Origin of the sequence: Moraxella sp. VT-16-12 (genome assembly GCF_002224245.2) — a bacterium.
In the GTDB taxonomy this organism is placed as follows: domain Bacteria; phylum Pseudomonadota; class Gammaproteobacteria; order Pseudomonadales; family Moraxellaceae; genus Moraxella.
Map to the genome: position 1 here is coordinate 181,534 of NZ_NKHK02000003.1, position 23,879 is coordinate 205,412.

24 protein-coding genes are annotated in these 23,879 nt (G+C 43.0%); 14 read left to right on the plus strand and 10 right to left on the minus strand.

What is annotated here, in order from left to right; translation table 11 throughout:
• Positions 1-2 precede the first annotated feature (2 nt).
• The 5 genes from CEW93_RS03940 (at position 3) to pyrF (ending at position 2,566) form a co-directional block, all read left to right on the plus strand.
• Positions 3-824 carry a class I SAM-dependent methyltransferase gene (locus tag CEW93_RS03940; RefSeq protein WP_186727884.1) on the plus strand — a complete coding sequence of 274 codons (822 nt, stop codon included), beginning with the start codon at positions 3-5 and terminating at the stop codon, positions 822-824.
• 29 nt (positions 825-853) lie between these two features.
• Entirely contained in the window at positions 854-1,102 is a 249-nt protein-coding gene (locus tag CEW93_RS03945; protein ID WP_089539109.1) for a hypothetical protein, read from the plus strand.
• Between the two features lie 72 nt (positions 1,103-1,174).
• A complete protein-coding gene (locus tag CEW93_RS03950) occupies positions 1,175-1,480 on the plus strand; it encodes an HU family DNA-binding protein (protein WP_089539108.1) in 306 nt (101 codons plus the stop codon).
• A 9-nt stretch (positions 1,481-1,489) separates the two neighbouring features.
• Positions 1,490-1,861, plus strand: coding sequence for a LapA family protein (locus CEW93_RS03955; protein WP_089539107.1), 372 nt, complete (start codon positions 1,490-1,492; stop codon positions 1,859-1,861).
• 6 nt (positions 1,862-1,867) lie between these two features.
• A complete protein-coding gene (gene pyrF / locus CEW93_RS03960; RefSeq protein ID WP_089539106.1) occupies positions 1,868-2,566 on the plus strand; it encodes an orotidine-5'-phosphate decarboxylase in 699 nt (232 codons plus the stop codon).
• Between the two features lie 43 nt (positions 2,567-2,609).
• Here pyrF and nrdA read toward each other — a convergent pair whose 3' ends face one another.
• Entirely contained in the window at positions 2,610-4,883 is a 2,274-nt protein-coding gene (gene nrdA / locus CEW93_RS03965) for a class 1a ribonucleoside-diphosphate reductase subunit alpha (protein ID WP_089539124.1), read from the minus strand.
• A 389-nt stretch (positions 4,884-5,272) separates the two neighbouring features.
• Positions 5,273-5,737 carry an Lrp/AsnC family transcriptional regulator gene (locus CEW93_RS03970; protein ID WP_089539105.1) on the minus strand — a complete coding sequence of 155 codons (465 nt, stop codon included), beginning with the start codon at positions 5,735-5,737 and terminating at the stop codon, positions 5,273-5,275.
• Between the two features lie 168 nt (positions 5,738-5,905).
• On the opposite strand from CEW93_RS03970, the gene leuA reads away from it, so the two are divergent.
• Positions 5,906-7,636 carry a 2-isopropylmalate synthase gene (gene leuA, locus CEW93_RS03975; protein WP_089539123.1) on the plus strand — a complete coding sequence of 577 codons (1,731 nt, stop codon included), beginning with the start codon at positions 5,906-5,908 and terminating at the stop codon, positions 7,634-7,636.
• Positions 7,637-7,762: 126 nt separating this feature from the next.
• Here the strand turns inward: leuA and CEW93_RS03980 are convergent, their stop codons facing one another.
• The 3 genes from CEW93_RS03980 to CEW93_RS03990 are packed head-to-tail and all read right to left on the minus strand — an operon-like array spanning position 7,763 to position 9,410.
• On the minus strand, positions 7,763-8,314 hold the full coding sequence (locus tag CEW93_RS03980; protein ID WP_089539104.1) for an SMI1/KNR4 family protein: 552 nt from the start codon (positions 8,312-8,314) through the stop codon (positions 7,763-7,765).
• Positions 8,311-8,862, minus strand: coding sequence for an SMI1/KNR4 family protein (locus CEW93_RS03985; RefSeq protein WP_146416637.1), 552 nt, complete (start codon positions 8,860-8,862; stop codon positions 8,311-8,313). The genes CEW93_RS03980 and CEW93_RS03985 overlap by 4 nt, the downstream gene beginning before the upstream one ends.
• On the minus strand, positions 8,859-9,410 hold the full coding sequence (locus CEW93_RS03990; RefSeq protein ID WP_089538858.1) for an SMI1/KNR4 family protein: 552 nt from the start codon (positions 9,408-9,410) through the stop codon (positions 8,859-8,861). The genes CEW93_RS03985 and CEW93_RS03990 overlap by 4 nt, the downstream gene beginning before the upstream one ends.
• Positions 9,411-9,673: 263 nt before the next feature.
• Between CEW93_RS03990 and ptsP the strand changes: the two genes are divergently transcribed.
• From ptsP to CEW93_RS04030, 8 genes are all read left to right on the plus strand, one after another.
• On the plus strand, positions 9,674-12,565 hold the full coding sequence (ptsP, locus tag CEW93_RS03995; RefSeq protein ID WP_089538857.1) for a phosphoenolpyruvate--protein phosphotransferase: 2,892 nt from the start codon (positions 9,674-9,676) through the stop codon (positions 12,563-12,565).
• Complete coding sequence (locus CEW93_RS04000) at positions 12,562-13,548, plus strand: 1-phosphofructokinase family hexose kinase (RefSeq protein WP_089538856.1); 987 nt, start codon at positions 12,562-12,564, stop codon at positions 13,546-13,548. Before ptsP ends, CEW93_RS04000 begins: the two co-directional genes overlap by 4 nt.
• 7 nt (positions 13,549-13,555) lie before the next feature.
• Positions 13,556-15,220 (plus strand): fructose-specific PTS transporter subunit EIIC, encoded by a 1,665-nt coding sequence (locus CEW93_RS04005; protein ID WP_222432716.1) that lies wholly within the window; start codon positions 13,556-13,558, stop codon positions 15,218-15,220.
• Positions 15,221-15,388: 168 nt separating this feature from the next.
• Positions 15,389-16,129 (plus strand): hypothetical protein, encoded by a 741-nt coding sequence (locus CEW93_RS04010; RefSeq protein ID WP_089538855.1) that lies wholly within the window; start codon positions 15,389-15,391, stop codon positions 16,127-16,129.
• Between the two features lie 27 nt (positions 16,130-16,156).
• Complete coding sequence (locus CEW93_RS04015; protein ID WP_089538854.1) at positions 16,157-16,471, plus strand: ATP-dependent Clp protease adaptor ClpS; 315 nt, start codon at positions 16,157-16,159, stop codon at positions 16,469-16,471.
• A gap of 12 nt (positions 16,472-16,483) precedes the next feature.
• Positions 16,484-18,724: an ATP-dependent Clp protease ATP-binding subunit ClpA gene (clpA, locus tag CEW93_RS04020; RefSeq protein WP_089538853.1), complete on the plus strand. Its 2,241-nt coding sequence runs from the start codon at positions 16,484-16,486 to the stop codon at positions 18,722-18,724.
• A gap of 54 nt (positions 18,725-18,778) precedes the next feature.
• Complete coding sequence (gene folD / locus CEW93_RS04025) at positions 18,779-19,636, plus strand: bifunctional methylenetetrahydrofolate dehydrogenase/methenyltetrahydrofolate cyclohydrolase FolD (protein WP_089538852.1); 858 nt, start codon at positions 18,779-18,781, stop codon at positions 19,634-19,636.
• Positions 19,637-19,654: 18 nt separating this feature from the next.
• Positions 19,655-20,236, plus strand: a complete 582-nt coding sequence (locus CEW93_RS04030) for a flavodoxin family protein (RefSeq protein ID WP_370511930.1) — start codon at positions 19,655-19,657, stop codon at positions 20,234-20,236.
• 5 nt (positions 20,237-20,241) lie between these two features.
• On the opposite strand, the gene CEW93_RS04035 is transcribed toward CEW93_RS04030, so the two are convergent.
• Genes CEW93_RS04035 through tolQ form a run of 5 tightly spaced genes read right to left on the minus strand, consistent with a single transcriptional unit; the run spans position 20,242 to position 23,745 of the window.
• Positions 20,242-20,442 carry a hypothetical protein gene (locus CEW93_RS04035; RefSeq protein WP_089538851.1) on the minus strand — a complete coding sequence of 67 codons (201 nt, stop codon included), beginning with the start codon at positions 20,440-20,442 and terminating at the stop codon, positions 20,242-20,244.
• Positions 20,432-21,724 (minus strand): TolB family protein, encoded by a 1,293-nt coding sequence (locus CEW93_RS04040; RefSeq protein WP_089538850.1) that lies wholly within the window; start codon positions 21,722-21,724, stop codon positions 20,432-20,434. The genes CEW93_RS04035 and CEW93_RS04040 overlap by 11 nt, the downstream gene beginning before the upstream one ends.
• Positions 21,725-21,738: 14 nt before the next feature.
• Positions 21,739-22,626, minus strand: coding sequence for a cell envelope integrity protein TolA (locus tag CEW93_RS04045; protein ID WP_089538849.1), 888 nt, complete (start codon positions 22,624-22,626; stop codon positions 21,739-21,741).
• 1 nt (position 22,627) lies between these two features.
• Complete coding sequence (gene tolR / locus CEW93_RS04050) at positions 22,628-23,077, minus strand: protein TolR (RefSeq protein ID WP_089538848.1); 450 nt, start codon at positions 23,075-23,077, stop codon at positions 22,628-22,630.
• Positions 23,074-23,745, minus strand: coding sequence for a protein TolQ (tolQ, locus tag CEW93_RS04055; RefSeq protein WP_089538859.1), 672 nt, complete (start codon positions 23,743-23,745; stop codon positions 23,074-23,076). The genes tolR and tolQ overlap by 4 nt, the downstream gene beginning before the upstream one ends.
• Positions 23,746-23,879: the final 134 nt, after the last annotated feature.

Here is a 23,879-nt window from a genome sequence, read left to right on the forward strand (position 1 = left end):
GTATGCTACATCAGCAAAATATGACGGTGTTTGTTATCGGTACTGATAACGACCAAGCCATTTTTGATAAATTACAAGTGATTAATGATGAGCAAGGGCTAAACTTGGCTTTATCATTTTATATGCTCAATAAGCTGAGTGATAAATTTGTCAGTGTTTTTGTGCGTAATCATCCAACCACACCCATCATCGCCATCATCAAAAATATCCCCATGTTAATTAAGGTGGATAATGGCGGCATTGTTAAATCTTATTTAAATTGGCAAAGTTTGACTAAACGTATCGTAACTGCGGGGCGAAAGTCTGAGCTGATTTTGCAGGCGTGCAAACCAGATGCTCAGATGCGTGTGATAGATGGCACGGCAGGTTTTGGTCATGATGGTTTGATAATTGCAAGTTCTGGGGCAAACGTTGTGATGATTGAGCAAAATCCCATGATTGCTTTGCTGTTATTTTGTGAATATCAGATGATGAATGATAATCCTAATTGGCAAAAATTATTAAGCCGAATTGATATTCATCACAATGATTTTTTAAATGTATCATTTATGGCAACTTTGCCAAAAGTGGCGTTGGTTTATCTTGACCCCATGTTTCCAAGCGACAGTTATGCTGCCAAGGTCAATAAAAATATGCAAATATTACATACACTTGCCAGTCCACCCAGCATGGATGATGAATGTTTGTTTTTAAAAATCGCCCAAAACCAACTGATGCCAAATGGCAAAATTATCATAAAACGCCCTTTATCCGCCCCTTATTTGGCAAATCAGCCACCTGTACAAAGTTTTGCCAATGATGCGATACGCTTTGATAGGTATTGATTTAAATTTAAACACCACAAGGAAAGATGATGAAATATGAACATATCATGCTAAGTTTGATGTTATTTTTAATCATTCAAAACTTTTTATTAAGAAGAAAATATCAAAAACTGTGGCGAGCGGTGGATAAAGGTGGCTATATCGCAAGCTACCAAGCCATCATCAAAACCACGCCTAAACAAATACAAGCGGTCAAAGCATTACGTAAGCAGCACCCTGAACTGGGCTTGTTACAAGCGGTGGAAGTTAGCGAGCTTGCCAAAAACCACAAAAGCTAAAAAAATATTTCCCATTTTGGTCAATTTAGGCTATCATTAAGATTAGTTAAGTTTTGTTAAAAAGAGCAAATCATGCGAAAGGTCAATCAAACAATCATCAAAAAATCCGATTTAATCAACAACATCTCCACCAAATGCCAACATTTAGATGAGCGATTGGTTGATGAGTCGGTGCGTGAGATTTTGGGTTTGATGGGTAATGTATTGTGCCATGATGGCCGCATAGAAGTGCGGGGTTTTGGTAGCTTTTGTTTGCATCACAGACAAGCTCGTAAAGCTCGCAACCCAAAGACGGGCGATATTGTGGAAGTGGGGGCAAAAGCTGTGCCTTATTTTAAACCAGGTAAAGCGTTGCGTGAATTGGTGAATAATCAGTAAGGTATTTATATGTCTTTGTTTTTAATGATTTTATTACTCATATTTTTTGGGTATTCGTTGGCGTTGGTGTTGGCAAATAATAGTGAAGTGGCAGTAAATTTGCTGTTTTCCCAAGCACCAACCACCAATTTGGGTTTGGTGTTGATTTTGACAACCGCACTTGGCATTTTGATTGGGGTGCTGTTGGCATTGCTTTTGTTTAAGGTACTACAAAACAAGCTGGAATTACGCAAATTACGCAAAGAAATCAGCACCTTGGAGAGCCGACTGCTAGAAAGCAAAACCAATTTGGAAGTCTTGGGGCAAGAGCTAGAACAGGCAAAGCAAAAAGAGCAGGTTGTTATACCTACCGATGCAACAATTGATGTTGTTAAGCACTAAGGGGAAATGATGTCAAAGGTACAATCTCCTATCATCGTAGCGGTGGATAAGCCTGATTTGTCATTAGCTTTGGCACTGGCAGATGGTTTGGACCCCAGACTTTGTCGCTTAAAGGTGGGTAAGGAGCTGTTTACTGCCTGTGGTGTGGATGTGGTAACATCATTGCAAGGGCGTGGCTTTGAGATTTTTTTGGATTTAAAGTTTCATGACATACCCAACACCACCGCCCAAGCGGTACTAAGTGCGGCGGATTTGGGGGTGTGGATGGTCAATGTGCATGCAATGAGTGGCAGTCAAACCATGAAACTGTGCAAAGAGCGTTTGATGTCAGGTGGCTATGATACTTTGCTGATTGGTGTTACGGTGCTGACGTCCATGACTCAACAAATGCTCACAGAACTTGGCATTCATGACAGCTTAGAAAATCAAGTGTTAAGACTGGCAAATCTTGCTAAAACATCAGGGCTTGATGGCGTGGTGTGCTCTGCCCAAGAAGCCAAACTATTAAAAGAGAAGTTTGGTGCAGATTTTAAGTTGGTTACTCCGGGCATTCGCTTGCCTGATGACAGTGCTGATGATCAACAGCGTATTTGTACACCCAAAGACGCTTTGGCAAATGGTTCAGATTTCTTGGTGATAGGGCGTTCCATCACCAACGCAAAAGACCCCACCGCAAAACTGCAACAGATTTTGGCAAGTTTATGATTAAAAAAATACCCCAAAATAGGGGTATTTTTTATTTGGCGGTTTATAGTTTGCACGCACCGCTAGCACAACCATCAAGCTCGCCTTGGCTGTCGTCCGCACCATCTCTGGTGTTGTGGTAATATAGGGTTTTTACGCCGTATTTATAAGCGGTGAGCAAGTCCTGAATAAGCACTTTCATTGGCACTCTACCACCTTCAAACTTGGCAGGGTCATAATTGGTGTTGGCAGAGATGGATTGGTCAATAAATTTTTGCATAATGCCAACAAGTTTTAGATAGTGGCTATTATCAGGGATTTGCCATAACAATTCATATTGGGTTGCCAAATTCTCAATGTCAGGCACGACCTGTTTTAAAATGCCATCTTTGGATTGTTTGACTGAAACCAAACCCCTTGGTGGCTCAATGCCGTTGGTGGCATTGGCAATTTGGCTTGATGTTTCAGAAGGCATGAGTGCTGACAAGGTGGAATTTCTAAGCCCATAAGTTTTGATGTCGCTACGCAATTTTTCCCAATCCAGATGTAATGGCTCGGCACAAATGTCATCCAAATCAGTCTTGTAGGTATCAATGGGTAGCACGCCTTGTGCGTAAGTGGTCTCTTTAAAAGCAGGACAAGCCCCTTTTTCTTTGGCAAGTTTGTTTGATGCTTGCAATAGATAGTATTGGAAGGCTTCAAAGGTGCGATGTGTCAGCCCAAGTGCGTCCTGACCTGAATAATGAGTGCCATTTTTGGCAAGATAATAGGCATAATTAATTACGCCCACACCAAGCGTACGGCGGTTCATACTGCCTTTTTTGGCGGCGATGACAGGGTAATCCTGATAGTCTAATAATGTGTCTAACGCACGCACAATCAGCTCGGCAGGCTCTTTCATGTCTTCAATTTTATCAATTTTGCCTAAGTTAATGGCAGATAAAGTACAAAGGGCAATCTCGCCATGCTCATCATTGATGTTATCAAGTGGTTTGGTGGGCAGGGCAATCTCCATGCACAAATTAGATTGGCGAATGGGGGCAACACTTGGGTCAAAAGGACTGTGTGTATTACAATGGTCCACATTTTGTACATAAATTCGCCCTGTGCTGGCACGCTCTTGAAGCATTAAACTAAACAGTTCACGAGCAGGTACTTTACGTTTGCGAATGGTGTCATCATTTTCATACAAAGTGTATAGGCGTTCAAATTCTGCTTGGTCAGCAAAAAACGCTTCATAAAGCCCTGCCACGTCAGATGGGCTAAATAAAGTAATGTCTTTGTTTTGGATTAGGCGAGTGTAGAGGGTTTTGTTGATTTGCACACCATAATCCATGTGGCGAACACGGTTGTCTTCTACGCCACGGTTGTTTTTTAGCACCAACAAGTTTTCCACTTCCAAATGCCAAAGTGGGTAAAATAAAGTTGCTGCCCCGCCACGCACACCACCTTGTGAGCAAGATTTAACCGCCGCTTGGAACATTTTAAAAAATGGAATGCACCCTGTATGCTGGGCTTCGCCACCACGAATGGGTGAGCCTAAGGCACGGATTGCTCCTGCATTAATGCCGATGCCAGCCCGTTGTGAGACATAGCGGACGATGGCGGAAGTGGTGGCATTGATGCTGTCTAGGTTATCGCCACACTCTATCAGCACACATGAGCTAAATTGGCGTGTGGGCGTACGCACCCCTGACATGATGGGTGTTGGTAAGGAGATGTAAAAATTGGACGTTGCATCATAAAAACGCTTGACATAGTCCAATCGTACTGACTTGTCATAATTGGCAAATAGACACATGCCCACCAGCACATACAAAAACTGTGGGCTTTCAAACACACGTTTGGTTACACGGTCTTGTACCAAATATTTGCCCATCATTTGCTCTACCGCAGCATAGGCAAGGTTCATGTCTCGTTCATGGTTAATATAAGCATTTAGCTCATCAAATTCATCACGACCATAATCAGCCAAAATATGTTTGTCATATCTGCCTGCTTTGGTCAGTTTTGAGACATGGTCATATAGGTGGGGCGGTTCAAACTCACCATAGGCAATCTTGCGTAGATGAAAAATGGCAAGACGAGCGGATAAATATTGATAATCAGGTGTATCAACTGAGATTAAATCGGCTGCCGCTTTGATGATGGTTTCGTGAATGTCTTGGGTTTTGATGCCATCATAAAACTGAATGTGTGATTTGAGCTCAACTTGTGATACAGAGACGTTATTTAGCCCTTCGGCTGCCCAAGTGATGACTTTGTGGATTTTTTCTAGGTTAATCGGTTCAAAAGTGCCATCTCGTTTTTGTACCTTGATGAGGTCAATGTGTGTCATGGTGCTACCTTCTTTTTTAAAAAATCGCTGATAACTCAAACAGTTATATTTATAAACGGCATAAAAATAAACACTATATGTAGTGTTACTGTTTTTAAGTGCCACAATATAGCCTAAAAATTTTTAAATTACCAGCTTGTATTTTTTGGGGATTTATGCTTGATGGTGAGCGTGCCTTGACCAAAGTCAATCAGCAAAAGGCAGGCAGGATTTGTCAAGAGATGAAAGAAATTTTTTGTAAAGCTGGCAATAAGAGGGTGCGTGCCTAAATTTGAGTGAAGCTGTCATTGGTGGTTTGGATTAGGGGTACTTTTGTTGGATTTTGACAAACATTGATGTGCTATTGTACCAGTTTTAAGGGGTCAATCGGTGTTTGATGTTAAAATCATTCATATCGCCCCACGATTAAACACTTCTCTTAATTCAAAACTGGTATGTAGCTGACTGACGCCATTGATTTTGCTTAGCCCATTTAACAAAAACTTTTCATAATGTGCCATATCGCGCACCACAACTTTAAGCAGATAATCTTCTGACCGCCCTGTAATCAAGCTGCAACTGACCACTTCATCAAAGGCACAAATGGCACGTTCAAATTCATCAAAGCACTCGCAGGTGTGTCTGTCCATGCTCACTGCCACAAAAACCGACAGAGAATAACCCAAAACATGAGCGTCTGTGCTGGCGTGATAACCTGTGATAACCCCCAGCTCTTCTAAGCGTTTAATGCGACGAATCACAGGCGTGGCGGACAAATTGACCTGTTCGCTGATGTCTGCCACAGTAAGGCGTGCGTTTTGGGTGAGCAGTTTTAGGATTTTGTGGTCTATAAAATCTAAGCTAGGGATTGTCATGATGAAAATTTATTAATAATTTAGTGAATTTTACTATAATTTTAGAAATTTTTGGTAAATTTTAATAAATTCTTAGCAAAATTTTTGTAAAATTGGTAAAAATTTATCTAAAATTTTGATATGATATGACTGTAAAAAGTTAAACATTAAGTAATGAGTGAGCCAACCATGCCAACACCCAAAATTACCCCAAAAAACCCTGCCTTTGATTTTACCAAATATCGTCCCTTTGAGTTTGCACCACATTTGCCTGACCGCACTTGGTGTGATAAACGCATTACCAAAGCACCGATTTGGGCGAGTGTGGATTTGCGAGATGGCAATCAAGCCTTGATTGACCCAATGACCATTGAGCAAAAATTAAAATTTTTTAAATTGCTTGTGGCGGTTGGTTTTAAAGAGATTGAGATTGGTTTTCCATCAGCAGCACAGGTGGAGTTTGATTTTACACGCTTGCTCATTGAAGGTGGTCATGTGCCTGATGATGTTACTTTGCAGGTGCTTGTGCAGGCTCGTGAGCATTTGATTGAGCGTACTTTTGAAAGCTTAAAAGGTGCTAAACGTGCCATTGTTCATGTGTATAACAGTACTTCAAAAGTACAACGCGATAAGGTGTATCAGCTTGATAAAGAAGGCATTAAAGCCATTGCGGTTAATGGGGCGACATTATTACGCGACATTGCCAAACGCTATCCTGAAACTGAATGGATTTTTCAGTATAGCCCTGAAAGTTTTAGCCAGACAGAAACCGATTTTGCCGTAGAAGTGTGCCAAGCGGTGTGCGACGTGTGGCAACCTGAACAAGGTCAAAAGGTGATTTTAAACCTGCCTGCCACCGTAGAAGCCAGTACACCCAACCTGTATGCTGACCAAATTGAGTATTTTTGCCGTCATTTGCCAAGCCGTAAAGACGTTATCATCAGTCTGCACACCCATAACGACCGTGGCTGTGGCGTGGCAGCCAGCGAGCTTGGTGTGATGGCAGGAGCTGACCGTGTGGAAGGCACACTGCTTGGCAATGGTGAGCGAACAGGCAACATGGACATTTTGACCATGGCGATGAATTTGTACAGTCAAGGCATTGACCCAGAGCTTGATTTGTCTGATGTGAGTGAGATTATCCAAGTTGTTACAGAGTGCAACAATCTGCCTGTGCACCCACGTCATGCCTATGTGGGCGAGCTGGTGTTTACGGCATTTAGTGGCTCTCACCAAGATGCGATTAAAAAATCGCTGGATTATAACGAAAAACATGATGAAACCAAACATCATTGGGACGTGGCGTATCTGCCCATTGACCCTGTGCATATTGGGCGTAGTTATCAAGACGTGGTGCGGATTAATAGCCAGTCTGGTAAGGGTGGGGCGGCATACATTCTACAACGTCATTATGGATTTGATTTGCCACGTTGGACCCAAATTGATTTTGCCAAAGTGGTGCAAAATCGTGCTGAAAGTTTGGCAAGAGAGCTAAAAACCCAAGAGCTTTTGGACATTTTTACCGAAACATTTTTAATTCAAGAAACCTTTAAGTTAAGCGATTATCAGATTAAAAACACAGGTGGGGAAGTGTCGTTTGTAGGGCAAGTTGCCACACCAACAGATGTGCTGACTCTTGATGGGCAGGGTAATGGTGCGTTATCAGCGTTTATAGATGGGCTTGTCAAAGCGACAGGGCGAGACATTCATGTAACCAATTATAGTGAACACGCCATTAACACCAAGGCAACCGAAAGTCTGCTTGATGACGAGTTGGGCGATAACCAAACTCATGCGGCGGCGGTGGCATACATTCAGCTCAATATTGGTAACAAAGTGTATTCGGGCATTGGTGTATGTAACAGCACAGTATCAGCGATGTTAAAAGGGGTGTTGTCCGCACTATCACAAGCATGGTAATCATTTAAACAAAAGGGCGGAAGATTGTTTCTGCCCTTTTATTTTGACTCATAATTTATTTAACATAATCTAAAAAACAGACATAACATACAAGAAATGCCTGTTGTTTATACGTCATTAAATTAATTATAACAATCTACCTGTGGTTAATTCTTTAAAGTCATTATGATGCTTTCCTGTGATTTTTGAAGTGGTAATTTGACGATAATATTTTAAAAAATCAAATAGGGTGCCAAATTCTCTAACAGTATCTTCATTGGTATCCCATTCATAAACGGTATCGTTATCATCTGCTGTTAGCATAAAATATTGAATAATATGCTCATTAATGCCTGCAAAGATAACAAATCTTTTTTCCACTAAATCTACATTACCAAGAAATTGCATGAGATATTCATAATCACTATCTTCTTGAATAACTTCTCTTATATAATCATCTAAGTAATGATTTGCATAGCTATCACTATATATGTATATCTCATCACTAAATAACAACCCACCAGAACATTTACCCATCGTCATCAGTAGCTCTTTAAATTGACCGTGGATTGGGATATTGTATTTTTGTTCAATTTGTTTGATTTCTTCTTCGGTATAGCCCTGAATCAGTTCAGGGCGTTCGATGAAATTATTGCGTGGGTTTTTAATGCTTAATAGGGTTTGGATTAGATTATTCATAATAATCTACCTGTGGTTAATTCTTTAAAATAGTTATGTTCCTTTCCAGTAATTCGTGAGAATATGATTTGACGATAATATTTTAAAAAATCAAATAGGGTGCCGAATTCCCTAACAGTATCTTCATTGGTATCCCATTCATAGATAATGTCGTCTTGATTTGCAAGAAGCATAAAATATTTAATCATATGCTCATTTATGCCTGCAAACTCAAAATATTTTTTTTCTACAAAATTGATATTGCCCATATTTTTAATAAATTCTTGGCAATCTAGGTCTTCGTGTATCTCTTGTCTCATGGCATCAGAAAAGTCATACTCATCTCTTGTCTCTCTATATATGTATATATCATCTCCACGCAATATCCCACCCGAACACTTACCCATCGTCATTAATAGTTCTTTAAATTGACCGTGGATTGGGATATTGTATTTTTGTTCTATTTGTTTGATTTCATCTTCGGTATAGCCTTCTATCAACTCAGGTCTATCAATAAAACTGTCATAAGGGCTTTTGATGGATAATAGGGTTTGGATTAAATTGCTCATAATAATCTACCTGTGGTTAGTCTTTTAAATACTTCATTATTTTGACCAGTAATATCCGAACCTATAATTTGGCGATAATATTTTAAAAAATCAAATAGGGTGCCGAATTCTTTAACAGTATCTTCATTGGTATCCCATTCATAGATAGTGTCGTCTTGATTTGCAAGAAGCATAAAATACTGAAGCATGTGTTCATTAATTCCTGCAAAAGCAAAGTATTTTTTTTCTACCAAATCAATATCACCCATGTTTTTAATAAATTCTTGACAATCTGGGTCATTTTGAATTTCTATATTTAATTCATTGTGAAAATCATCGTAATTTAATGTCGCTCTATATATATATATCTCATCTCCACGCAATATCCCACCCGAACATCTACCCATTGTCATTAATAGTTCTTTAAATTGACCATGGATTGGGATATTGTATTTTTGTTCTATTTGTTTGATTTCATCTTCTGTATAACCTTGAATAAGTTCAGGGCGTTCAATGAAATTATTATAAGGACTTTTGATAGATAATAGGGTTTGAATTAAATTGCTCATAAATTACTCCTAAGGGGGATGTTTGTTGGTTTTAAAATTGGTATGACACCATCAGTCCCTAAAATTTTATCAGTATAACACAGCTTGTTGTTTAAAAATGGTTTTTGCCCAAAATGCTTAACATCTCTCATCAAAAATCGCCCATGTATCAAGATGTAACACACCTTATGGGATTGCCGTTTATTTTTTGCGATAAACGGTATTTTTTAGCGAAAAGATGGTAAAATTAGTGAATTTTATGTAAAAACGCTCCAAGGAAAATTATGCTTAGCCTGACTTGTGATGATGTGCGTATGAATGCTCATGCGTCATCAAAAGATGAAGCCTTGACATTATTGGCTCAGATTTTTGTGAATGATGGATTGACCCAAGATGGCTATCTTGATGGGTTGTTGGCACGTGAAAATCAGGCGAATACTTATCTAGGACAAGGAGTTGCCATACCACACGGCACGCCCCAAGTGCGTCATCTGATTAACAAAACAGGTGTGCGTTTGGTGCATTTTGCTGATGGGGTGGTGTGGAGTGATGATGGCGATAAAGTGTACCTGATGGTGGGTATTTGTGCAAAATCTGATGAGCATTTGAGCATTTTAAAACAACTGACAGGAGCATTGACGGATAATATTGCCGATAAAATTCATCAGGCAAAAACCGCCGATGATGTCATCTCTTTGTTGAAAAATAAAGAGCAAACCGCCCAAAAACAACTGCTGTTACATGAATCCTTGATTGAAACAGGCGTGCCTGCTACTGATGTTGATGAGCTGTATCATGTTGCTTTGCAAAGTTTAAAACAAAAGCAAGTTTTGCAAAGTGCTTTGGGCATAAAAGCTGAATTTGTGCCATTGTCGGTGGGGCGTTATCCGATTTATGGGGCAGTCATAGAAAGCCCATTGATAAACAAATCAGCCTTAGCATTGATGGTGGCTCATGATGTCATTAAATATCAAGGGTCAGATTTAAGTGCTTTGGCGGTCATTGCAAGCAATGATAATGTAGATACACAGTCATTATCAAAGATATATGATGTGCTGATGGCTCATGATTTGGCTGATGAGATTGGCACACTTGATGTCTCCCAAATCGCTCATCGTTTGGGGGTGGCTTGCGAACCATCTTGGCAGTCGGTCAGCGTGATAATCCCCATGCCCCAAGGCTTGCACGCTCGTCCTGCCACCGCTTTATCTGAGCTGGTCAAAACTGCCACAGGCGAGATTAGGGTGTGCGTAGATAAGGGGGAGTTTGTTTCAGCAAAGAGCTTGGCACGTCTTTTGTCGCTTGGGGCAGGATTTGGACAAACATTGACTTTTATGGCAGAGCCTGATACAGATGCGGTGGCGTTGTTACCCAAATTAGTGCAGGCGGTGGAGCAAGGGTTGGGCGATGATATTGCGATTGTGCCATCAGCACCATCGGTACTGCCTGCCCCCATTCAAACACCAGCAACAGCTCAGCACATCATTAATGGTCAAAAAACACACGCAATTTCAGCATCTCGTGGCGTGGCGGTGGGGCAAGCTTATGTGCTTGAAGACACCAATTTTGATTATCCGATGACATCAAATAATCCAAAAGAAGAGATTGCTCGTTTAAATTTGGCGATTGATGATGTCAAAGAAGATTTAAAAGCGATGATAAAAAACACCCAAAAATCATCCATCACCAAGATTTTTACTGCTCATTTGGCATTGCTTGATGACGATGAGATTGTGCTTGGGGCAAAAGATGGCATTCATCAAGGGTCGTCCGCCGCCGCCGCTTGGCACAGCCACATTAAAAACATGGCAGATGCCCAAGCTTCTTTGGGTAATCAAGTGTTGGCAGAGCGTGCGGCTGATTTAAGAGATATTGGTCAAAAAGTACTGTGCTATTTGACAGGTCAAAAGCCCAAAAACGCCCCAAATGAGCCTTATGTGCTGATAAAAGATGATTTGTTGCCATCTGATGTTGCCAAACTTGACCCAACACAAGTGGCAGGGGTCATTACAGCGTTTGGTGGTGCAAGCTCTCATAGTGCCATCGTGGCTCGTGCTTTGGGTATTGCTTGCGTGGTGGGAGCGGGCGTGGGCGTGCTTGACATTAAAGATGGCGATACAGTACTGTTAGATGGGGGTGAAGGGTGGTTTGTGGTCAATCCTGACGACGTGCTTGTTGATGAGTATTTAAGCAAACAAAAAGAGATTGCCCAACGCCAACAGCTTGCCCTAGCAGCAGCTCATCAGCCTGCCATCACCACAGATGGTCATCAAATAGAAATTGCGGTAAACATTGGTAATGTTAATGACACGCCAGATGCTGTGGCACAAGGAGCAGAAGCGGTGGGTCTGTTGCGTACTGAGCTTGTGTTTATGGCTCACACCCAAGTGCCTGACATTAGCGTGCAAGTGGCAGATTATACCAAAGTGTTTGATGCCTTAGATGGTCGCCCATTGGTGGTGCGTACGCTTGATGTGGGTGGCGATAAACCTTTGCCTTATTTGCCCATGCCAGCAGAAGATAACCCATTTTTGGGCGTGCGGGGTATCCGCTTATCACTTGAACGTCCTGAGCTATTAAAAAATCAGCTAATTGCTTTGATACAAGCATCCAAAGGCAGAGATTTGAGAATCATGTTCCCAATGGTGGGCAGGCTAGAAGAATGGCGACAAGCCAAAAAAATACTCAATGATGTATTAAGCGATTATCCACATGATAAGCTACAAGTGGGCATTATGATAGAAGTGCCAAGCGTGGCGATTATGGCAGAGCATTTTGCCAAAGAAGTGGATTTTTTTAGTATTGGCACAAATGATTTGACTCAGTACACCCTAGCGATAGACCGTGGACACCCCACCTTATCCAAGGACGCTGATGGCTTGCACCCAAGTATTTTACAGTTGATTTATCATACTGTGGCATCTGCTCACGCTCATGGCAAATGGGTGGGTGTGTGCGGAGAGCTGGCAGGTGATGAGATGGCAGTGCCAATTCTTGTGGGGTTGGGCGTGGACGAGCTTTCTATGTCCACCAAATCCATCGCCTTGACCAAAGCACTTATCAGACAGCTCAACCAAGCAGCTTGCCAACAGCTTGCTAAACGAGCCTTAATGTGTCAAACTGCCAAACAAGTAAGAGCCTTAGTTGGTAGTTTAACCACGGAGCAACCATCATGAATGACATGACAAATCACATCACATCAGATAAAACCGTACTTTGTATCACGCTAAACCCTGCCATTGACATGACCATCACTTTGGAAACATTGACGCTTGGGGTAGTCAATCGCGCCACAGATACCCAAACCACGCCAGCAGGTAAAGGCTTAAATGTGGCTCATGTTTTGTCTGAGCTTGGCATAAATGGGGTGGCATCAGGATTTTTGGGGCGTGCTAATGATGAGCTGTTTCGTGCATTATTTGCCAGCCATGCCGACATCAAAAGCATAGAAGGCATTGGCAAGATGACAGATGGTTTTATTAAAGTGGCAGGCAGCACTCGCATTAACGTCAAATTGGTGGATAATGGACGCACCACAGACATTAACGGTCAAGGCTTTGTTGTGGCACAAGATGACAAAACCGCCTTGATAGAGCGGATTGATGCACTAATAGATGGCGTGGATGCTGTGCTTGTGGCAGGCAGTTTGCCAAATGGTTTTAATGCCGATGATTTTGATGAACTTCTAAGCCATTTGACTCACAGGCACGATAAAGTGGCGGTAGATGTCAGTGGAGAAGCCCTGAGCGTTACTATAAAGCACAAACTTTGGCTGATTAAGCCTAACAATGATGAGTTGTCCGCAGTCTTTGGCGGTGATATGACAGACTTGGACACTCAAAAACAAGCCATCAGTCAAATTCCAAGCATTAAAAATATCTTGGTCTCCATGGGGGGCAAAGGCGTACATTGGTTTGTTGATGGTGGAATTTATCGTGGCATACCACCAGTGATGACGGTCAAAAGCACTGTTGGGGCAGGTGATACGATGGTGGCGGGCATGATATTTGGGTTATTGACCAATAAAGCACCTACGGACGTACTGCGTTTTGCAACAGCACTATCGGCTCATGCGGTGGCGATTGTGGGTGTGGGCGTGCCTGAGCCTTTGCATATGAATAAACTTCTTAGCCAAACCCAAGTGGAAAAATTATCATAGGTGAATCATGCAATTTTCACAACATATCATCATTCGTGCGCAATCGGCATTTGCTTTATTGGTCGCAAAACAGCTTGCCAAAGGGTTATCAGCACAAGGAGCAATCGTTAGTATTGATACAGATGGCACAGCAGACACAAAAGATGCCATTTTAATCGCACTTGGCGAGCAAAGTGGTGAAATCTCTCCCAAAACCATTGATGTATCACAGTTATCTGATAAGAATTATCTGATGACATTGCTAGATAAATATATTAACACCACCAACGCTACTCAAAGCCAGACAGCCACGGATAAACCGTTTTCTGTGGTGGCAATAACGGCGTGTCCGACAGGTGTGGCACACACATTTATGTCAGCAGAAGCCATTGAAAGCTATGCCAAATCCCAAGGCTGGCACATCAAGGTAGAAACTCGTGGGCAAGTAGGTGCAGGCAATGTCATTACAGCAGACGAAGTGGCAAGTGCAGATTTGGTCTTTGTGGCGGCGGATATTGATGTGGATTTGTCCAAATTTCAAGGCAAAAAAATGTATCGCACATCTACTGCTTTGGCACTTAAAAAGACCCCCCAAGAATTTGATAAAGCCTTGCAATCTGCCAACGTCTATCAAGCCAAAGCTGACACTCAAACAGATGGCAAAACCGACGAAAAAAAGGGCGTGTATCAACACCTGATGACGGGTGTGTCGCATATGTTGCCGTTGGTTGTGGCAGGGGGGCTGCTGATTGCCATATCTTTTATGTTTGGCGTGGAAGCTTTTAAAGACCAAGCGATTGCTTTTGGTTTGCCAAAAGCACTTATGGACATTGGCGGTGGCGGTGCTTTTGCCTTGATGATTGCGGTATTTTCAGGTTATGTGGCATATTCCATCGCTGACCGCCCCGGTTTGGCGGTGGGTTTGATTGGTGGCATGCTTGCCAATACCGCAGGAGCGGGGATTTTAGGTGGTATCATTGCAGGATTTTTGGCAGGTTATACGGTTAGATTTTTAAATGGTGCAATCAAACTGCCGCCAAGTTTGACATCATTAAAACCGATTTTGATTTTGCCACTGCTTGGCTCGCTCATTGTGGGGCTGCTCATGGTGTATGCCATTAATCCGCCAGTGGCAAGCTTGATGAATGCATTGACCGAATGGCTCAAATCCATGAATGATGCAAACGCAGTTATTTTGGGCTTAGTATTGGGTGCGATGATGTGTACTGACATGGGCGGACCTGTCAATAAAGCCGCTTACACTTTTTCGGTGGGCATGATTGCCTCAGGGGTTTATACGCCGATTGCCGCAGCGATGGCAGCTGGTATGGTACCGCCGATTGGTATGGCGATAGCAACTTGGATTGCTAAGCGTAAATTTAATGAAAATCAACACAATGCAGGCAAGGCATCATTTGTGTTGGGGCTGTGTTTTATCTCTGAAGGGGCATTGCCTTTTGTGGCATCTGACCCTGCTCGTGTCATTGTGGCGTCTATCATCGGTGGGGCAACGGCTGGGGCGATTTCTATGGGGTTGGGTATTGAGCTAAAAGCACCACATGGCGGTCTGTTTGTGATTCCTTTTGTTTCACAGCCTGTGTTATACCTTGGGGCGATTGCGATTGGGTCTGTTTTAACAGGGGTAATTTATGCCATTGCTCGCCCAAAGCCAAACTTGATTACCACAGGATAAATTTGCCCATATAGCAATATTTGCGTAACATTAATCCAAGATAAAACGCCTAAATTACAGCATATTTGGCTAAGATTACTCAAAACTGCTTTTACAAAAAGACATTCATATTTGGGTAATATTTGTTATAATGGCGTAATTTTATCCTTACTTTTAATAGCACGAGTCATGAAAAACTATCAGTTAAATGTTAAGCACGAACGTGGTTCTATTCAGCAGATTTTACTGTTATTTGTGGTCGCTTTGATTTTGGTGGCGATGGTGATGGCGGTGTTTGGCTATAAAATCGGTCATAAACAAGGTTCAAGCAAGGCGGGTACGGTGGTGGTTCAAAGCGAAGAACAAAGCAATACCCAAGAGCTAGACAAACTTAAAAAACAACTTGAAACCGTTACCCAAGAGCGGGACATTGGTCTATCAAATATTGAAAACTTAGAAACTCAAAACGAAGTACTAACCACCCAAAACCTACAAATCACCCAATTTAATGCTTTATTATTAGACAGTGTTGCCAAAGCAGGGGGTGTGCCTTTGCGGGTGTTGGCAAGCGAAATTGCATCTTTGCCAGACCGTACTTTTGAATATCGTTTCGATGTGGCGATGGTGGACAGATCAGGTAAAGCGGTGATGATGACCCCCAAACTGACCTTGCTCAACGCCACAAATATGGTAGAGATTCCTTTAAAGCCTGCCACTTATGAGATTAATGGCATTGCTAGGATTCGTGGGCGGTTTGTCATGCCTGATGAGTTTGAGCCAAAGCAAATGAAGATTTCTATGCAAGCAGGCAATCAAAACACCGAAGAGCTTTATAATTGGCAAGTGGGCAAAGTGATTGGTATGACCGAAGGTGAACCGCTTGGCGGTTTAGATGAGCGACCTGTCGGAAGCGAGACTCAAAAACCCTAACATCAACTTATAATAGACTTGAATTTCATGGCACAAACACAATATACCCACGATACTGATGTTGTTCTACAAACACAAACGGTAAGCCAAGAACCGCCTTTATATGATATCATCATGCACAATGATGATTTTACCACGATGGATTTTGTGGTGATGGTTTTGGTGGGCGTGTTTGATTATGAGCCACATCAGGCGGTAGATATAATGATGCAGGTGCATTATGAAGGGTGGGCAGCCATTGCAACCTTTCCCAAAGAGATTGCAGAGATGAAGATTGCCACCGTAGAAGAGATGGCAGAACAAGCAGAGTTTCCGCTACTTTTGACCCTGCAACCAGCATGATAAGTGGGCTTTATGTTTAGTGAAGAATTTGAAAAAACACGTCTAGAAATTGAAAATTTTGCCATTGCCGAAAAGCATGAATATGTTACGGTGGAGCATCTGTTGTTGGGTTTGTTAAATGATGCAGATGCCAAAAGCGTGTTTGATGATGGTGATGTTGATGTTGAGTTTTTGGAAGATGAGCTTAAAAAATACCTAACCAACTACATTCCAAAATCCAAACAGGGCAAACCACCAACCACCACCAAAGCCTTTATGCGTGTTTTGCAACGGGCGATTTGGCGAGTGCAGACCAGCCAAGACAACCGTCTTCTGACGGGGCTTGATGTGCTGTCATCTATTTTTAAGGAACATGACAGTCATGCGGTGGCACTTTTAAATCAGTTGGGCTTGTCAGGCTTAAAAGTCATGCGACGCATTGCTCATGGCGACCTACAAAATGATACTGATACCCAAGCAGAGACACCCCCAAAAAAAGCACCCCCCAAAAAAGACCCCCTAAAAGAATTTGCTCAAAATCTCAATGAGCGAGCCATGCAAGGCTTGACCGACCCACTGATTGGACGGGCTGATGAGATAGAACGTACCGCTCAGGTGCTGTGTCGCCGCCGTAAAAATAACCCTTTGTTGGTGGGAGATGCAGGCGTGGGCAAAACTGCCATTGCCGAAGGGCTTGCGTGGCTGATTGTCAGTGGTAAAGCCCCAAAGCCACTGAGTGAAACGGTGATTTACAGTTTGGATATTGGTTCTTTGGTGGCAGGGACGAAATTTCGTGGCGATTTTGAAAACCGCATGAAAGATTTGTTAAATGCCATCAAAAAACAGCCCAATGCTGTATTGTTTATAGATGAGATTCATACCATCATCGGAGCTGGGTCATCTATGAATGGCAGTATGGATGTCTCCAATCTGATAAAACCAGCTTTGGCAAATGGTGAGTTGCGTTGTATCGGTTCAACCACCTTTGTAGAATATCGCCAAGTTTTTGAAAAAGACCACGCGTTGTCCAGACGTTTTCAAAAGATTGATATCAAAGAACCAAGTATTGAAGACAGCATTGATATTTTGCAAGGTCTTAAATCTCATTATGAGAAATTTCATCAGGTCAGCTACACCAATGATGCCATTCGTGTGGCGGTGGAGCTGTCTGCACGCCATATTCATGACCGATTTTTGCCAGATAAAGCCATTGATGTTATTGATGAAGCAGGAGCAAGAGTAAAACTTGGCACGCATGATGGCAATCTGGTGATAGATGTGGCTCAGATAGAAACCACCATTGCCAAAATCGCACGCATTCCCCCTGCATCTGTCTCGGTGGATGACACCAAAGCCTTAAAAAATTTAGAACGTGATTTGTGCCAAGTGGTTTTTGGGCAAGACGAAGCCATCAAACAGGTTTCAGATGCCATTAAGTTGGCTCGTGCTGGATTAAAACCTGCCAATAAGCCAATAGGCTCATTCATGTTTGCAGGTCCCACAGGCGTAGGCAAGACGGAGATTGCTCGTCAGTTGGCGTTTACATTGGGTGTGGAGCTTATTCGTTTTGACATGAGTGAGTATATGGAAGCTCACACCGCATCACGACTGATAGGAGCTCCCCCAGGCTATGTGGGCTACGATAAAGGCGGGCTTTTGACCGAAAAAATCAGCCAACATCCCCATTGTGTGTTACTCTTAGATGAGATAGAAAAAGCCCACCCTGATGTCTTTAATCTGCTTTTGCAAGTGATGGATAATGGCATGCTGACCGATAACAACGGACGAACTGTATCTTTTAAACAGGTCATACTTATCATGACCACCAATGTCGGTGCTCAAAACATGAGCCGTGCGTCTATGGGCTTTACCGAGCAAGACCACAGCACAGATGGTGTTGAAGCGATGAAACGCACCTTCACACCTGAGTTTCGTAATCGTTTAGATGCCACAGTGCAGTTTGCTCCCTTATCATCTGATGTTATTGGTTCGGTGGTGGATAAATTTGTGATAGAACTGCAAAGCACCTTGGAAGCCAAGCAGGTCATTTTGGAAGTCAATGACGATGTCAAGGCATATTTGGCGGATAAAGGTTATGACAAACTCATGGGGGCAAGACCGATGACACGACTTATCACCGATGAGCTTAAAAAACCACTTGCCCAGATGATACTTTTTGGAGAGCTGACCGATGGTGGTGTGGTCAGGGTGTCATTGCAAGATGGCAAACTGCATTTTGATACAACACCCATGCCATCAGTAGAATTGGCGTAGTGTGTTTTTGATAATTTTTTACCAAATGAGATATTTTTTATAAAAGGTGGATTTATGGCTACTGTATTAAATGGCAAAGCGGTCGCAACTCAAATTGAAAATGAACTTAAAGAGCGTGTGCAAGCACTAAAAGACAAAACAGGACGCACGCCTATTTTGGCAACCATTTTGGTGGGCGATGACCCAGCGTCAGCAACCTATGTACGCATGAAAGGCAATGCTTGTCGCCGTGTTGGTATGGAGTCCATTCGTGTGGAGATGCCAAAAGAAACCACCACAGATGAGTTGCTTGCCAAAATTCGTGAGCTAAACAACAATCCTGATGTGCATGGTATTTTGTTGCAACACCCTGTTCCAAATCACATAGATGAACGAGCGTGTTTTGATGAGATTGCTTTGAATAAAGATGTGGATGGTGTAACTTGTTTGGGATTTGGGCGTATGGCAATGGGTGAGCGTGCTTATGGCTCTGCCACACCACAAGGTATCATGCATTTATTAAATCATTATGACGTGCCACTTGCAGGCAAGCACGCCGTGGTGGTAGGGCGTAGTGCGATTTTGGGTAAACCTATGGCGATGATGTTATTAAACGCCAACTGCACCGTAACCATTTGCCATTCTAAAACCCAAAATCTTGCTGAACATGTACGTCAAGCAGACATCGTGGTAGGAGCGGTGGGCGTGCCTGAACTGATTAAAAAAGATTGGATAAAACAAGGGGCAGTCGTTGTAGATGCAGGTTTTCACCCAACCGATGATGGTGGCGTGGGAGATATTGAGCTAGGTGGCATTGATGAGATTGCGTCATTTTATACACCTGTACCAGGTGGGGTCGGTCCGATGACCATCAATACGCTAATTCGTCAAACCTTAGAAGCTGGTGAGATGGAAGCTGGCAAAACATCATAATTAATCAATGAGATAATCATGCTGACTGAGCAAAAAAACCACCAGATTGCCATTGTGTTTCATTCAAATTATGGGCACACTCGCCGTGTTGCCCAAGCGATACAATTGGGGGCGAATGTCATTGTAGAAACTGCTTTGATTGACGTGGCAACCATCGGCGAATCTGATTGGCAGTATTTGGATGCTGCTGACATGATTGTTTTTGGCACGGCGGTGTATTTAGGTGGCGTAACGGCAGAATTTAAAGCTTTTATGGATAGCACGTCTCGGCGGTGGGTCAATCGCTCTTGGCAAGGTAAGCTTTCCGCAGGATTTGCCAATTCAGGCGGTTTATCTGGGGATAAGTTGGCAGTTTTGCAACATCTGTGTCTATTTTCCATGCAGCACGGCATGAATTGGGTGGGGCTTCCCCTTGTGCCAACTGGCAGTAGCGAGACGGATTTAAATCGTCTGTCGTCCTTTTTGGGGTTGATGACTCAATCTATGGATGCATCGCCTCAACTTACACCATGTCAAGGCGACATACAAACGGCAGTATGGTTTGGTGAGCATTTGGCAAAGACGGTGTTAAAATACCACCATGTAGCGACACTGCCTTAGTTTGGCTAAAACCACCTTTCTAGCAAAAAAAACGGCTCATCATTTGATGGGTCATTTTGTTTGGGTGTGGGCTTTTGGGGGGTGGGTGTCTTAGGGTTTGAATGCACGCCAAAAGGTAGGGGATGTTTAGTGGTTTGAAGTGTTTGACAGCCTGTTAAAGCCGTCAAGACACTTATGACAACCACCATAATCAATTTAGCGAACATTGTTACCAGACCAAGCAGGTTCACGCACCGTCCCTTGTGTGCTTAGGGTGAAAGATTGTCCTGTTTTAAGCGAGCGAATGGTCATTTGTCCACGACCGCCTGCGTAGGATGAATAAATGATGCGGTTGGAGTTGGGTGAAAAAGTGGCGGACTCATCAAGACCTGTTGTACCAATATTGGTAGAGCCACCTGCGGTATTGGCAATGACGAGACTGCGACCCGATACAAAGGCGATTTTTTGACCATCAGGACTCATGCGTGGGTTGGCGGCGTTGCCACCGATGGATTGGATTTGCCCTGTATATAGGTTGTAGCGATACAGCTTGGGAGTGCGAGAGCCATTGTCAGCAGTAAAGACAAATGAGCGACCATCAGGTGTGTAACTAGGAGAGTTTTCCGCCCCTGTCATGTGAGTGAGTTTTTTAAGCTGACCTGATGCCAAATGAAGTTGATAAATGGCAGGGTCGTTATTTTCGTGGCTACCTGAAAATAGCAAAGTTGAGCCATCGGGTGAAAATGAAGGTCCTAAGTTATTACCTTTAAAGGGGGTAACGACACGACTGCCACCACCTGCAACGCTTTGTACATGAATGACAGGAAAGCCATTGGGTTTTTGAACAGCATAAGCAAGGCGTGTGCCATCAGGCGACCAAGTTGGACTAAAAATAGAGCCTTGTTCACTAAATAACACTCTCATATTTTGACCATCAGCATCCATCACTTTTAAGGTGGAGACTTTATTTTTTGGGTTGCCCGTTTCTTCTACATAGGCGATTTTACCAGAAAAATCCCCCATCTCACCTGTGATAATTTCATAGATTTTATCGCTCACCACATGACTGGCGTGGCGTATGGCACTTTGGTGATTGTCTGCCATTTGTGTTTGCCTGCCTTGCATAACTCGCCCTGTGGCAACTTCTATCACTTCAAAATTAATGGAGACTTTACCGCCCATTGGTGCAACATGACCGACCACAACATATTGATAACCTGACGCTTGCCAAATGCCAAGGTTTTGGCTGATGTGAGCAGATGATGAACCTTGGGCAGGTAGGTTTTGACTGGTGGTTTTGATTTCGGTGTGTTGTAAGTCGTTTAATACAATGCGACTTACGGTGGCATCTCCTGCAAAAGGAATAAAGGCGACTTGGTAGGGGTTTTGTACACCTTGTACATTAATCTCAAAATTTAAATCTGTATTGGCACATACGCTTGTGCTCGCCATCAATAAAGCAAGTGCTAGGGCATTTGGTAGTGATTTTATGTGGCGGATATGTGTCATAAAAACTCCTAAAACTAATTGATAGTAAATTTAAAATTTAAGTTGCGGTAGCTTGTGCCTTCAATGGGTGTTAGGGGGCTGGCTCGCCTGATGGTGTCTTCCAAGGCGTTTTGTAGGGCATCTGTGCCACCAGTAACTTGCACGCTTTGCACATTACCTTGTGCGTCCACTTTTAAGCGGACATTCATCTGGGCGTTTGTCCCTAAGGGTTGCCAATGGCGTTTGATGTGTGTTTGCAGTGCTGCAATGACATCGGCTTGACTTGTGCCACTACCTGTACTGTGTGCACCACCTGATGTATCACCGCCAATTTGTCCGCCTTGCCCAAGCGTTGGTGTGTTGGGCGTGCCATCTGATGAGCTGTCTGTATTGGCAGTTTTGGCTTGTTGGGTTGGGGGTTTTTGTTCACGAGCTTTGTTGAGTTCTTTGGCGTTTTCACGAGCAATCTCATCGTTGCTGCGTTCACGTTGTTCAAGCTCTTTTACTTGTCTTTGGCGTTCGGTTTCTTCGGCAGATAGGGCTTCACGATAAGCATTTAATTCAGAGGCAATCTCTTGGTCTAAGGCTTCGGCATAGGCCTGCATTTGGGCTTGATAGGCTTGTTCACGTTTAGCAAAATCATCTTGGTAATCATGACGGGGTGTTGGCGTGGTGGTAGGCGTGGGCGTGCTGTCTGTGTTGATTTGATTTTTTGCTTGATATTTGGCATGAGCTTGGGCGATTTGACCTTGAATGTCCGCCAAACCATCGCCACCCACAAGGCTAGCTTGCATGGTCTCCACATGGGGCAGTGGTTTGGGTTTTGCCAAAAATAGCACGCCCAAAATCACCAAGCCATGAACAAGCACGCTTGCCAAAAAGGACTTGATAAAACTTGGCTCTTGGACATTGGTGCTTATCATGTCATTTACCTGCTTTTGGGGGTGTGCTAAGTAGTCCTACCTTGGTAATGCCTGCACCTTGTACGATTGCCATCAGGTGCATGACTTTGCTGTATTTGTTGTCTTTGTCAGCATTGATGAATACTTGTAAATTTTGTGCATTGTTGCCTTTGGTTCGTACAATCTCCGTCAAGGTAACACGAAGTTCTTGCTCACTGACCGCTTTGTCTATGGCTTGCTCGGAGCTGATAAAAAGTGAACCATCTTTTTGTAAAGAGACAATGATGGGCGTCAGTTCACTTTGGGCGATATTGGCGGTTTTTTCACTGGGTAGATTGACATCCACACCCGTGGTGAGCATGGGAGAGACCGCCATAAAGATGATAAGCAGTACCAACATGACATCAATATATGGCACAACATTCATCTGACTGTTTAGGGGCTTTTTATGGCGAGCGTAGGGGGCTTTCATGACTGACCGCCTTGTTGTTTTTGGGCGAACACACCTGTCAATTCTTCACAAAATAAAGCACGAGACTCATATAAAGCATTGGCTTTGGCGGTAAAGTGGTTAAAGGCAAGTGTGGCGGGAATGGCAGCAAATAAGCCAATGGCGGTGGCTATCAGAGCTTCGGCAATGCCGGGGGCAACCGTTGCCAGCGTTACGCTGTCAGCATCAGCAAGACCGATAAAAGCATTCATAATCCCCCAAACCGTACCAAATAAGCCAATATAAGGCGAGACCGAACCAATGCTGGCAAGCGTGGCAAGTCCGCTTTCTAAAATGGCTTGCTGTCTGCCAAGTGCCACACGAAATTTACGCTCCACGTTTTGTAAGGTGCGTTCGTGGCTTTGGGTGGGCGATGACTTTAAAAAATCATCATAGCCCACATAAAAGACTTGTTCAAGTCCGGTGCGTTCAGGCTCATTTGCGACCGCTTGAAATTGTTTGTTTAGGCTATTGCCACTCCAAAACCACGCCATAAACTCATCATCAAATTTTTTGGCACTGCCTAATTTTGCCATCAGTCGAAAAATTAGCCCCCAACCCAGAAGTGATAAAAAAACAAGTATCGCCATGACTGCCTTGACCACAAGGCTTGCGTCCATGACTAAGTCTAAAATATTGAGTTCGTTCATGATTTTTTTAAAATGACAAAAATACTTTATTATACCGTCTTTTAAATAAAATTGCCATGTTTGGGGCTTAGCGGGCGATTTTTGGGTATTAAAACATGAATTTGCCCAACAGATTGTATTTAAATGGTAAAAAA